Genomic DNA, 14244 nt, shown 5'->3' on the forward strand with positions numbered 1-14244 from the left:
CCCGATATGGAATGTTGCGTAAAGCGGGTTTTAAAATATTTGTGACGAAAGGATGATTATGAAAATGAAGAGGACAGCCTTAACAGAGAAGATTGCGGTTATAGGAGTCGATGGTTTTGAGCCAAGGCTGGCAAAAAAGTTCTTGGACCAAGGCAAAATGCCTAATTTACAAAAGTTCATAGACAAAGGTTCTTGCCGGGATGATCTGGTTTTATTGGGGGCGATGCCTACCGTTACACCGACGCTCTGGACAACATTATCTACCGGTGCCTATCCGGGAACCCACGGCATTACTTGTTTCTTTGGGCACAATCATGGTCAGCTGGATAGTTTGGTCTATAATTTGGACTCCAGACGTTGCAAAGCTGAACCTTTGTGGAATATTTTGGCTGAAGAGGCTGACAAAAAAACCTTAGTATGGCATTGGCCGGGCAGCTCATGGCCTGTCACTTCAGATAGTCCCAATCTTCATGTTGTGGAAGGCACTCAGCCTCAGACCATTAATACCGGAATTGCCGGTGTAGATATTTCCAAAATAGTCGTTGCTTCAGATAAATTTAAAGAGGCACAATTCTTGCCAAATACCTCCACTATTACGCCTGGTGCCGGTTGTATTATTGAGAATGTGGAAGAATTACTGGAAGATGATGGAGAGTCTAGTTACTTAAGAGCAGCCATATCAAGCGGAGCAAAAGTCATAAAAAATATTGTTACTTGTGAAGAAGAAAACGAAATACATGTCTTAGCCAAAATGATTGCTGATACAGTAAAGTCACCGATTAAGGAAGCTGTAGGTTGGGCTAAAGCACCTGCGGTTGCTAAGGAATTTACTCTTACCTTGGGAAAAGGTCTGGAACGCCGCCCGGCATTGCTTTTACAAAACGAACAAGGTGTTTATGATACGGTCGAAGTGTATAAATCAAAGAAAGATTTAGAGCCTCTTGTGACCATTGAAGGAGGAAAATCGGCTTATGACGTGGTTGATACCATCAAGAATGATCAAGGGGAAACTATTTTATGTAATAGAAATTACCATGTCTTAACGATTAAGCCTGACGGTTCTGAAGTCACGATGCTCATAGGCATGGCCATGGATGTGAGCCGGGATGATTTATTTCACCCAAAAAGCTTGTACAAGGAAGTTATCGATCATATCGGGTATGTTCCTAACAGACCGGTAATTAATGGCGCTAACGAAATACTTGTCGATCAGGTATTTATTCCAACCTGGGACCACTATTGTCAGTGGCAGGCAGATTGTTTGACCTATTTTATGAAAAACAATAAGTATGATGTGATTTATTCTCATTTGCATAATGTTGATAATGGCGGGCATCTGTTCTGGCATTTTGCTAAGCACCAGGAGAAGTGGAACAATAACGAAGAAGCATTCCAGGGATTTATAGAGAGAATGTATATTCAAACAGATAACTATCTGGGAAGATTTCTGCCTTATTTAGATGAGGGTTGGACCATAATTGTCACTTCGGATCATGGCTTGAGTTGTCAGGAAAATCTCGGTGTGGAATTAGGCGAGGCAGGCGGAATTACGACACCGGTAATGGAAGAACTTGGTTATGCCAAAATAATTACGGATGAAAACGGCAATCACGAATTTGACTGGGCGAATACCAAAGCGGTGGCCAGCCGTGGTAATTATATTTATCTCAACTTAATTGGACGGGATGAGCACGGAATCGTTGATCCTAAAGACCAATACGATTTGGAAACACAAATTATCTCTGATTTATATTCTTACCGCGATCCCAAAACCGGTAAACGGGTTGTGGCACTGGCCATGCGTAATAAGGATGCTGTAATTATTGGTCTGAGCGGACCGGAGTGCGGCGATATCATCTACTTCACAGAAGAGTCTTACAATGTTATTCACGCAGACTCTTTATCAACCCAAGATGGCTATGCAGACACATCTCTTTCACCGATATTTGTGGCAGCCGGGCCGGGGATTAAACAAGGTTATAAAACTGAACGGGTTATTCGTCAGGTAGATCTTGCGCCTACAATGGCTTTTCTCAGTGGCGTTCGTTTACCGGCTCAGTCTGAGGGATCTCCTGTGCATCAAATACTTACGGAAGAAATTTAACCAATTTAATGGCAGATTCATCTCCCGCTTTGGCAAGCGGGAGATGTTTAGAATGATTAGACGAAAGATTGCAATATTGTGAATGTAATCTCTTACACCATATCCAAGTTATATTTACAGATAAACAGTTTAATAAATCAAATCAGGGGAGGGGATATGACGGCAGTTTCAGATCCAATTATCAGACTAATTTCAAAACCTAGGAGGTAAGTTTTTGAACACACAACGTCGTGGTAAAACTGTTGCTGGAATTTCCCGGCACTTTGTAGAGGAGGTGTGAAGCTGTGAAAACTTTGCTGGCGGACCGGATAGCCGGTGTAATTCTCTTTGTTATTGGTGGTTTGGCTGTTTTTGAGGCGATACGGTTGTATCCTCTGCATATTGGAAGATCCATCGTAGGCGACGAAACATTTATCGGATTTTTAGGTGTGGCACTGATGATTCTCGGGGGACTATTTATCTTTGTATTCAAGCCACAGGGGGATAGGCAGGCAGAGTTTCCTACCGGTGAGCTGCGTAAAAAGATGCTTTTAGTTACAGGTTTATTGTTTGCTTATTGGGTATTATTGCAGGTAATTGGCTACACGGCCAGTACGTTTATTATCGGATTGGGGTTATTCCGAACCATGAGTGCTTATGGGTGGTTGGGTTGTACTGTGTTTGCGGCAGTGCTCACCATGGCATTTTACGGATTATTTGTGATGTGGCTGCAGTCCCCATTTCCGGAACCTAGTATTTTATTATGGTTAGGTAGGTAATTAGAATGGAAACATTACACTTGCTGCTCTCTGGATTTGCAACGGCTCTGCAACCAGACAATTTACTGATGGCTGCAATAGGCGCTTTTGTCGGTACGCTGGTGGGCGCATTGCCAGGCTTAGGGCCAACCTCTGCGATTGCCATTTTGTTGCCGCTTACTGCCGTCTTATCCCCTACAAAGGCTATTATCATGCTGGCAGGAATCTACTATGGAGCTATGTATGGGGGAGCCTCTTCGGCAATCTTGTTAGGCATTCCTGGGGATGCTGCTGCTGTGGCTACATGTCTCGACGGTCATCCCATGGCTAAGCAGGGTCGGGGGGGGCCGGCACTGGGGACCGCAGCGTTTAGTTCGTTCGCTGCCGGGACAATGGGGGTAATTGCTTTGGTTTTTTTTGGCCCCCTGTTTGCTGATCAAGCACTTAAGTTCGGTCCGCCAGAGTATTTTGCCCTGATGCTCTTGGCTTTAACTGTAGTAATAGGTTTAGGGGGAGCATCTATAAGTAAAGCCTTAGCAATGGGCTTTTTTGGATACCTTCTATCCTTAATCGGACTGGGAACGATGACGAATATGCCGCGACTGACCTTTGGCTATGCGCCCTTATGGGGGGGCCTTGATGTTATCAGCCTAGTCATCGGGTTGTTTGCCATAAGTGAAGTATTAAATGGGATTGAAGAGAAGAAAGTTGCTATCTCTATGGGTAATATCGGCTCGGTTTTCCCAACACTTAATGATTTGCGAAAAAGTGCCAAGACGATAGTTCGCGGAGGTACTCTCGGGTTCTTTATGGGATTATTACCTGGGGTCTCCGCTGCTATAACAACGTTTCTTGCCTATGATCTGGAAAAAAAGTGTTCGAAAACACCGGAGCGATTTGGCCATGGGGCAATAGAAGGTGTAGCTGCCCCTGAGTCTGCTAATAATGCGACAAGTTCAGCAGGTTTTATTACCTTGTTTGCTCTTGGCATTCCGGGTTCGCCGCCTTTAGCTGTCCTTTTAGGGGGACTTATGATTTATGGCCTTACACCCGGACCGATGCTATTCCAGCAGAATCCAGACTTTGTCTGGGCAGTCATAGCCAGCATGTTTATCGGGAATGCTGTGTGTTTGGTTCTCAATCTTCCTCTTGTTGGACTTTGGGCTAAGCTAACTCAAGTCCCCTTTGGTATATTAGCTCCGATTATTTTACTGATATCTATCGTTGGAACCTATACTATCCGTAACGATATGTTAGATGTTCTGGTCGCTCTGATATTTGGGATTTTAGGATACTTTCTGAAAAAATTTCATTGGCCATTAGTCCCTTTAATCATTTGTTTTATCCTTGGCCCAATGTTGGAGAAGTCACTTTTACAGTCTTTTGCGATGGCGTTTGAAAACCCTTTCATTTTCTTTCAACGCCCAATCTCATTAACTCTCATTGTTGTGACCGGTGTCCTTTTGATTATTTCCATTATACTTAGGCGGCGGACTAACAGCAGAATAGCCAGCTCCGGATTAGAAGAAGTATAAATAATAATGGGGGGATCTATAATGAAAATGAAGAAGAAAATGATTTGGATCATTGGCATCTTGCTTTTGACAGTTACAGTTGCCGGGTGCTCATCACAATCTACCCAAGGGTCATCACAAACCGATAAACAGGAAGCGGCCTATCCAACAAAACAAATAGAATTAGTGGTTCCTGCCGGTCCTGGGGGTCTCACTGATCTAACAGCCCGTCTTGTTGCCGATTTTGTCAGCAAAAAATGGAAACAGCCTGTTCTGGTAATTAACAAACCCGGTGCGGGTAACGTTACCGGATTACAATATGGCTTAATTCAAGGAAGACCGGACGGATATACTGTAGTGGCAGATAATATTGCCGCTTCCGTATTGATGGCGGCCGGAATGAAGAATCCACCTATAAAGCTTGAGGATAGAATTTTTGTGTCTAAATTTGTGGATAATCCTATGTGTTTTTCTGTTGCAGCCGATTCTCCTTTTAAGGATATGAAAGAGCTTGTCGAATGGATTAAGCAGAATCCAGAAAAATTAACGCATACTAGTTTAAGTACTACAAGTATGAATGCACTTACTGCCGCTGAATTGTGTAAAGCCATTGGTGTAGATTACAAAAAAACCCAACCAGTTCTTGTTCAGAGTGGTAGTGCGGGAATTACAATGATAGCCGGAGGCCATGCAGTTTTGGGTGATCAGTCAGTCCAGGAAACATATCCTCTTGCTGCAGGTGGTAAATTAAGAGTTCTTGCTGTGGCATCAAAAGAGAGGAGCCTATTATTTCCGGATGTGCCTACTTGTCAAGAACTTGGCATAAATATTGACGTTACTTGGTATGGGGGTATAAGCGTACCGAAAGGCACCCCTGATTATATTGTGAAGAAATGGGATCAAGCTATTGCTGAAATCGAAAAAGATCCGGAATTTATTAACAAGATGAAAGAAATGCACGGCAATGCCAGCTATTTGAATACTGCAGATTATAATAATTCAATTAAAGAACAGGTTGAACAGTATACTGAATTGTTTGATTCAATGGGCGTTCGTCAGTAACCCTTAATATAGAATGAATTGTTAATGAGAATGGATTTTCACTCAAAATCCATTCTCATTCCTTTGGAACATTTATCCTGATGTATTTATATTGTTTGAAATCCCTGAACAGGCAAGTACGAGATTTGATCACAGGCCATGTTCTAAAAGAAAGTGGGATTAGTAGAAATGGAATGGTTTATTAATTTAAAAACCAGTAGAAAACTTTTCATATGCTTTTTACTGATGGCCATATTAATCCTGACTGTTGGCCTAACAGGGGTGCTTAACCTAGGCAGAGTCAACAATAATATTAAAAGAATTGCCCAAGATGGAATCGATCCTATTCTAATTCTGGAACACTTGAATCAGAACTTTGAAAAAGGGGCTACGGAGATGGTCAGTGTAGTCTGGAAGAGCCAGGTTTCAGAAGATCCCACAGTGATCAGCGATTCCAGAATGGTTATTGCGCAGTCTATAGAGGATAACGACCTGTTGATACAGCAGTATCAATTGCTTAACTTAACCGAGGAAGAAAAAGGACTGTTAATGGAATTCAAAAGTGAGGTTGCCGTTTACCGCGACTTGAGAGAAAAGGCTATTACAACAGTTGAACTGAAAAACTACGCCTTAGCCAGTGACTTTAATCAGCAGGCCGGTATGCATCAGGCTAAGGTAGAAGGAATCATCGAAAGACTGATAAGTTGTTCTTTGAAATATAATGAAGATCTTCAGCGTGCTTCGGAAAAGGACTTTGTTAAAGCCCGAATGATTATTATGATACTGACGGCTTGCGGTTTTGCTTTGGCCTTGTTACTCAGCCTGATCATAGGCAGAATTATCAGCCGTCCGATTTTAGCTGCAGTTAAGCAAGCCGAACTATTTGCCAAAGGTGATTTTTCTAGGGATCAACAAAATAACTTTATCAAGAGGACGGACGAAATTGGCGAATTAGCCCGAGCCTATGATGATATCGACAATAACATGAGCTGCCTCTTGAAAAATGTAATGCTTGCCGCTGAAAAATTAAAGACAGCCGGAGAGGAATTATCAATTTCGGCTGGGGAACTTAACGATCAGGGACAAAATATTAATGTCGGGACTGAACAAATAGCGGCGGGAATGGAGGAGACTGCTGCTTCCACGGAAGAAATGCTGGCCTCGGGAAGGGAGATCAGCAAAGGGGCCAATATGCTTGCCGAGAAAGCGTATGAGGGCAAGATAATCGTCAGGGAAATCGAGAAGAAAGCCCAGATGATGCGTGAAAATGCTGAAACTTCAAGGGGCGTGACCCGAAGCATTTATTTGCAAAAGCAAGGGGAAATCATCGAAGCGATTAAAAACGGTGAAGTCGTTCAGAAAATAGGTATAATGGCTGAAACCATTGCCGGTATTGCTGAGCAGACTAATCTATTGGCTTTGAACGCCGCTATCGAAGCAGCCCGGGCAGGAGAGCAGGGGAGAGGCTTTGCGGTTGTCGCAGAAGAGGTACGAAAGCTGGCTGAACAATCAGCACAGACGGTGGCTGGAATTCATAAGGTTATCAGCAAAGTCACAGAAGTATTTGGCAATCTTTCGCAAAATTCTTCAGAAATTTTAAAATTTATTGATGAAAAGGTAATTCCTGATTACGAGATGCTTGTGCAGGCAGAAGGACAATATGCCAAGGATGCCAATATGATAGGAACGCTGGTGGAAGACTTCGCTGCGACTTCAGGACAAATGTTTACCTCTATCGAACAAGTGAATAACGCAATTCAAACCGTTTCAGCATCAGTTCAAGAAACGACGAGCAGTTCCCAGGAAATCGCCAAAAATATGGGTAAAATGGCCAAGGCTATGGATCAAGTGACCAAGGTTGCCCAGACCCAGGCCGAACACACTCTGAACTTGAATACAATGGTGGAGAAGTTCAAAATTTAACCAATGGGATGGGTCTCCCGCTTCTGCAAGTGGGAGACCCATTGACCGCTCAGCAACCTACAGAAAAGGCTCAAGTCGTTAATCTGAGAGATCAGGAATAATGAAGCTGAAAGCTTAAAAAAGACGGACTTCGATGGGAGTTCCTAAGGTTATCCCGTCTTCATCGACGATAGAATCATAAGCCAGAATCGTCACTCCTTTTGCACTGGCAAGCTTCAAAGCCTGTGCAAATTCCGGATCTCTTATCTCATGGGGCTTAAAGTATTTTACACCCTTCATCTGAATGAGAAAGAAAATGAACCCAGCATACCCATCTTCCACAGCTTTGATCATTTCATAGATATGCTTGCAGCCCCTCTGAGTAGGGGCATCTGGGAACATGGCAATACCTTCGGTTTCAAGGGTTACACCTTTTACTTCTATAAACCCTCTCAGTTCTTTGGTTTCAAAGTACAAATCAAATCTAGAATTACCGTAAACAATCTCTTTGGACAGCTTTGTAACATCATGTATTTCTTTGATTTTCCCTTCCGTTATACCATGATAGACAACCATATTTGGAATCTGTGAATCGATATTGATCAGAACATCTCCCTTGTATGCGGCAATAATAGAGTACTTTGTCTTCCGTTCTGGATTTTTTGCTTCTTCTAAAACCACCAAATTTCCTTCCTGGAGCAACTCTCTGCAGCGCCCCGTAGTTTTAACATGAACAAATTCTTCCTTATTGTCTAGAATAACATGTGCAATAAATCTATTAGGACGTTTTATAAATTTTGCGACTTTAACTGATGTATACTTCATGCTTGCACCTCTTTATCATTAGATCATAGCTTACCGATAGCATTCTATCAAGAAATACCTAATGTGAACCGGTGGCTCCGCTTTTAGTTCCTCAAAAAAGAAATAGATTTTTGAATAATGTGCCATAGTCTTTGGAGCTATTCAGAATTTTTGCCAGCCTCCTAAAGGAAAGAGTGAGTGATAACTTTTTTGTCAATGTCTACCACACCAAGACTTCATGTCTCATAATTCAAGATATGTAGCACTTGTGGTCTTGCTATTGATTTTTGCTTTTATGATATATACAATAAATTCAAAAGAAAAGGGCAGAATAAACAGAGGAGGGTATCAATGGAAAGGAAGAGAAAAAATGTAACAACCCTGAGTCGATCCTTAGCATTCGTCATGACTTTAATCATGGCCTTTTACATGAGCTTCGCTTGTGAAATGAATGCTTTGGCAACGGATTACGGCGACAAGAATCTTCAGGGATCGGACCAGACAGTGACAATTACCTTTGATCCGCAAGGCGGAGTATTTAAGGATGATGGGACAACGGAAACCAGGGAGACTATTTTTTTTACCGTAAGTGATGATAATGATAATCATTACTACAAAGTAATCAAAGATGCTGATATTCCTGAACTAGAAGAACGTCTCGGTTATGCCTTTGAAGGCTGGTACTTTAATGAACAGAAGTTGGAGGACGGGGATTGTATTTTTGCTGATGTCGCCTTTGACGCACAATGGAGCGTGATGGACAGCAACACTGATGCCGGCACTGGTACTGATAGTGACATCGATACTGAAATCGGCCCTGATAGTGATGTTGACAATGAAACCGGCACCGATAGTGATGTCGGCACTGATACAGGCACCGACTCCGACACAGAGATTCCATCTGAAGATACCAATTCTGAGGAGGAGAATCTAGAGGATACGGAGGCAACCCAGCTGGGTGAGGAGATTACCGTCGCCTTTGATCCCCAAGGCGGAGTATTTAAGGACGATGGGACAGGGGAAACCAGGGAGACTATTTTTTTTGCCGATAGAACTGATAATGATAATCAATATTATGGAATATTCACAGCTGCAGATATACCACTTTTGGAAGAAAGACCAGGTTATGTTTTTGAAGGCTGGTATAGCGAGGGAACAAAGCTGGAGGAAGGCAGCCACATTTTTGCCGGCATGACCTTTGAGGCACAATGGAGTGAGGCTGTAGCAGCTAACCTTTTAGCGGCGGTCAGCTCGGGAGCCAAAGAGTTTGGCGAAAAAGAATTCACGGTTCCGGGGGAGTCAGTAACCCTCTTCTTTGATCCCAAAGGCGGAACCTTTGCGAATAATGGCACAACAGAAACCAGGGAGCTTGCTTTCCCTGCCCAAGAGCTGAATGAGGAGAATTATTATTACAGTATCATCTCCGCTGAGGATATCCCTGAGCTGGAGGAGCGACCGGGCTATACCTTCGAAGGGTGGTACTTTGAGGGTGAGAAGCTGGAAGGCGGCGACCACATTTACGGAGAACTCGTTCAATTTAACGCTAAATGGAAAGGAGGCAACACAGCTACTGTTAATGAAAATGTCGAGGGATTGTTTGGCGGGACTCTGCCTGTGATTGAGTTTGGCGGGGCCGGGCAAGCGGCTCAACTGGCGGTTCAAGCCTTGGCAGAGCCCAAAAGTGCCGAAGCTTTGGCTGCCGACGCTGCTGCCTTAAGCATTGCAGAGCTCGACGTAGATTCAGCGGTTCAGCTGGACATTGATCTTGTCTCGGGAAGCATCGGTTCCTATGGGGTTGTCATCACCATGCCGATTCCCACGGCTCTGGCAGATGCGGATCAAATTGCGGCCATTCATTACGGTCAAACCACGGAAGCGATTCGCTGCGAGATTTCCGAAGAGACAGATACCCTGAGCTTTACCTTAGAATCCTTCAGCCCGGTGATCCTGGTAGCAGGGGAAGCGCCGGAATATGCTACAGTTTACATTGAAAATGTCAAAGGTGGGGTTTTAGCTGTATTCAATTCCAAAGATGTTAAATTGCTGCCCGTAGGAGAAAATGTGCAGGTTGCCATTGGGGATACCCTGTATATGTTGGCCTATCCCATGGAGGATGGCAAGGGAACCATCGAGTCCGTTGCCACGGAAGCGGAGACGACCGGCGGACGTTCCATCCCTCTCGTCGGTCCCTTTGACGGTACCTATACCCTTGCCGTCACCCAGGATACCATTCTCACCACAACCTTTGAACGGGTTGCAGCGGACGACGATAATTCCCTATCTGTCCAACCTAACCAGGAAGGTTTCCCTGTAGCTGCAGGTGAGACCGGTACCTCGATCAATACAACTCTCACTGCATCCCGGAACGGCAAAGTTCTGAGCGGAGCTGTTTTTACCAAGTCCGAAGAGGATAGTGACTTTGAGTTTACGGTGACAGAGGAGGGTGTGCTGACCAGTGAGGCTGAGGTTGAAATGGGCTGCTATACGGTTTACGTGGATGTCACCAATGGCGGGGAGACCTATGAAGAGCTGCCTGTGTCCATCAACTCCGGTTCCTCTGTAACCATTGAGCAATACTTGGCAAATAATGTGCGGAGCGACCTGCTTAATATGTGTTTCGACAAATCCCTGGCCTATGCTCAGGGAACCAGGATGGAAACGGTTTTAAACAATGGCTATGCGGCTTTCCCCATGTATAATTACGACACTTTTGCCGGGGTGCATACTGCCGACGGGACAAAGGTGTCCGGCAGCGATGACCCAATACCCCAGGCCGAAAACCATTACTTTATGAGGCATGCCAACAATGAGGGAGAACTGTACAGCTTGACTGTCAGATCTCTGCCCGGCGGCGGCAGCTCTGGAGCCAAAGAGTTTGGCGAGAAAGAATTCACGGTTCCGGGGGAGTCAGTAACCCTCTTCTTTGATCCTAAAGGCGGGACCTTTGCGAATAATGGCACAACTGAAACCAGGGAGATTGCTTTCCCTGCTCAAGAGCTGAATGAGGAAAACTATTATTACAGCATCATCTCTGCTGAGGATATTCCCGAACTGGCGAATCGACCCGGCTATACCTTCGAAGGCTGGTACTTTGAGGGTGAGAAGCTGGAGGCTGGTGATCACATTTACGGAGAACTCGTCCAATTCGATGCTAAGTGGAAAGGAACCAACACAGCCGCCGTTGATGAAAATGTCAGAGGCTTGTTTGGCGGAACCCTGCCCTTAATTAAGTTTGGCGGAGCCGGGCAGATGGCCCAATTATCTGTCCGGGCCTTGACAGATCAAAAAAGCACCGAGACTTTGGCTGCCGATGCCGTCGCCTTAAATATTACCTCGCCGGACGTAGATTCAGCCGTTCAGCTGGATATTGACCTGGTCTCGGGAACCGTCGGCTCCTATGGGGTTGTCATCACCATGCCGATTCCCACGGCTCTGGCGGATGCCGAGGAGATTACGGCCATTCATTACGGTCAAACCACGGAAGCGATTCGCTGCGAGGTTTCCGAGGATACGGATACCCTGAGCTTTACCCTGGAATCCTTCAGCCCGGTGGTCCTGCTGGCAGGAAAAGCGCCGGAATATGCCACAGTTTACATTGAAAATGTTAAAGGCGGGGCTCTTGCCGTTTTCAATTCCAAAGATGTGAAATTGCTGCCCGTAGGAGAAAATGTGCAGATAGCTATTGGGGATACCCTTTATATGTTGGCTTATCCCATGGAGGACGGCAAGGGAACTATCGAATCCGTTGGTACGAAAGCGGAGACAACCGGCGGCCGTCCCATTCCTCTCGTCGGTCCCTTTGACGGCACCTATACTCTTGCCGTCACTCAGGATACCATTCTCACCGCAACCTTTAAACGGGTGGCAGAGAACCATGAAGATTCCCTATCCGTCAAGCCTGCTCAGGAAGATTTCTTGGTGGCGTCGGGTGAGAGCGGAACTTCCATCAGTACAACTCTCAGGGCGTACCGGGAGGGAAAAGCTCTGACCGGAGCAACCTTTACCAAGTCCGAAGAGGAAAGCGGCTTTGAGTTTACTTTGACAGAGGGCGGAGGGCTGACCAGTGACGGTGAGGTTGAGTTGGGCTGCTATACGGTTTACGTGGATCTCACCTATGGCGGAGAGACCTATGAAGAACTTCCTGTGGTCATCAATTCCGGCTCCTCTGTAACCATTGAGCAGTACGTGGCAAATAATGTTCGGAGCGACCTGCTCAATATGTGTTTCGACAAATCCCTGGCCTATGCTCAGGGCACCGGGATGGAAACAGTTTTAAATAATGGCTACGCGGCTTTCCCCATGTATAATTACGACACCTTTGCCGGGGTGTATACAGCCAACGGGAGAAAGGTGTCCGGCAGCGACGCCGCGGTTCCTCTGGCTAAGAACCATTACTTCTTAAGGCACGCCAACAATGAGGGAGAACTGTACAGCTTGACTGTCCCATCTCTTCCTGGCGGCAGTTCGGACAATGACGACAATGATGATGGAGACAATGATTCGGACAACGGTTCAAGCGGAGGTTCAGGCTCATCTTCCGCTGATAAGTATGTATCCGACTCCTCAATTGTGGAAAAAGCCGATGGAGTGAAGGTTACCCTTACCCGCAGTTCCTCTAAAATCTCTTCTGCTCAGCTGAAAAAACTCATTGCCAAGAATGAGGACAAACCCATTGTCTTTAACGGCCCCGATTATACCATAACCTTTGCCAAGGGCAGCATGCAAACCTCTGCCGGACAGACGAGCATTGACTTTAGTCTTAAAATCGGCGTTGATGCCGACAGCCTAAATCTTCCGGAGGCAGATGCCGACAATCTGGCCCTGGTCTTAAGCTTTAAACACAGCGGAGCTTTGCCGGGAGAAGCCGCCATCACGGTTAAGGCTGGCAGCCGGTATGCAGGCCAGACCCTTCACTACTATTATTATAATGAAAGCACAGATCAGTTGGAATTCAGGCAAAGCGTCAGTGTGGACTCCCAAGGCTTTGTCACAGTTAACCAGGATCATTGCTCTGACTATGTTTTGCTTACCCAAAAACTGACGGTTAAAGAGGTTGGCCTGGAGAGGACTTATGGAGAGAGCCGCTATGACACGGCGGTGGAAATCGCCAAAGCTTACTTCTCAGATGGTGCCGACACCGTCATCCTCGCCCGGGGAGACGTCTCTGCCGATGCTCTGCCGGCAGTACCCTTGGCTAAGAAACTTAACGCCCCGATTTTGCTTACTCCTCCGGATAACCTGCCGGACAATGTTCTGGCCCAAATCCAGGCACTGGGCACTAAAAAGGTGATCATTACCGGCGGCACCGGAGCTGTCAAGACAGCCGTATCTGAGCGGCTGGAAGCTCAGGGAATCAGTGTGGAACGGATCTACGGAACAACCCAGTATGAAACAGCCTATGAAATTGCCAAAGCACTGAACAGTGCCGGCGGCCGGGCCGTTTTGGTCAACGGCAACAGCGGTCAAGGCTCCTTCGCCGACGCTTTGTCCATTGCCCCTTGGGCAGGATACCAGGGAGTACCAATCCTTTATGCAGGCGGGGAAGGCGAAATGTTGCCGGAGGCTACGGCAAGGGCTTTCAGTGAACTGGGCATCAATCAAACCCTCCTCATCGGCGGAACGGCAGTACTGCCTCAAAGCCTGGAAAGCCTCGTTCCCAACGCCCAGCGCTATGACGGAATCGACCGTTACGCTACTAATGTCCGGGTTCTGGAAAACCTGCAGCCTAATCCCCAGGCCATTTATGTGGTCAGCGGTCGTGATTTTGCCGACGCTCTGTCCGCAGCGGCTGTAGCAGCTCAAAACAATGCTTGGCTGCTTCTGGCGGGCTATGAGGGAGAAGGGGGAAGCAACGGTTTGACAAGGGAGCAGGAAGTCCTGCTGCAGTCAGCCAAAGAGAACGTGGAAGAAATTCGGGTCTTCGGAGGCATCGTGGCTGTTCCTCAGTCCACCCTGGAAGCTATCGAAGCTCTCCTGGGACAGTAAGCTTGACAGACCCACAGAAAAAGCCTATAACCAGCGGAACCGATCCAGCAATGCTGGATCGGTTCCGAAAATAAGGAACTAATGTTTAAAGACCAGTCAGTAATTGACCTCTGCGCCGGGAAATTGGGTTTTGAATATGCTGAAGAGGAGAGCCAAG

7 protein-coding genes are annotated in these 14244 nt (G+C 46.0%); 6 read left to right on the forward strand and 1 reads right to left on the reverse strand.

The features are described 5' to 3' along the window. The first annotated feature begins 64 nt into the window (after nt 1-64). The 5 genes from LJE72_RS14285 (at nt 65) to LJE72_RS14305 (ending at nt 7319) form a co-directional block, all read left to right on the forward strand. Nucleotides 65-2104 (forward strand): alkaline phosphatase family protein, encoded by a 2040-nt coding sequence (locus LJE72_RS14285; RefSeq protein WP_229248343.1) that lies wholly within the window; start codon nt 65-67, stop codon nt 2102-2104. A 284-nt stretch (nt 2105-2388) separates the two neighbouring features. Continuing rightward, the gene (locus tag LJE72_RS14290) at nt 2389-2862 is read left to right on the forward strand and encodes a tripartite tricarboxylate transporter TctB family protein (RefSeq protein WP_229248344.1); all 474 of its coding nucleotides are present in this window, start codon (nt 2389-2391) and stop codon (nt 2860-2862) included. 5 nt (nt 2863-2867) lie between these two features. Then, nucleotides 2868-4376, forward strand: a complete 1509-nt coding sequence (locus tag LJE72_RS14295) for a tripartite tricarboxylate transporter permease (protein WP_229248345.1) — start codon at nt 2868-2870, stop codon at nt 4374-4376. 21 nt (nt 4377-4397) lie between these two features. Further along, a complete protein-coding gene (locus LJE72_RS14300; protein ID WP_229248346.1) occupies nt 4398-5417 on the forward strand; it encodes a tripartite tricarboxylate transporter substrate binding protein in 1020 nt (339 codons plus the stop codon). 168 nt (nt 5418-5585) lie between these two features. Next, entirely contained in the window at nt 5586-7319 is a 1734-nt protein-coding gene (locus tag LJE72_RS14305; protein WP_229248347.1) for a methyl-accepting chemotaxis protein, read from the forward strand. A 114-nt stretch (nt 7320-7433) separates the two neighbouring features. On the opposite strand, the gene sfsA is transcribed toward LJE72_RS14305, so the two are convergent. Further along, nucleotides 7434-8123, reverse strand: coding sequence for a DNA/RNA nuclease SfsA (gene sfsA, locus LJE72_RS14310; RefSeq protein ID WP_229248348.1), 690 nt, complete (start codon nt 8121-8123; stop codon nt 7434-7436). 330 nt (nt 8124-8453) lie between these two features. Here sfsA and LJE72_RS14315 point away from each other — a divergent pair, with 330 nt between their 5' ends. Continuing rightward, nucleotides 8454-14087 (forward strand): cell wall-binding repeat-containing protein, encoded by a 5634-nt coding sequence (locus tag LJE72_RS14315; RefSeq protein ID WP_229248349.1) that lies wholly within the window; start codon nt 8454-8456, stop codon nt 14085-14087. Nucleotides 14088-14244: the final 157 nt, after the last annotated feature.

The sequence above is a fragment of the Desulfosporosinus shakirovi genome (assembly GCF_020595055.1).
Taxonomy (GTDB): Bacteria; Bacillota; Desulfitobacteriia; order Desulfitobacteriales; family Desulfitobacteriaceae; genus Desulfosporosinus; species Desulfosporosinus shakirovi.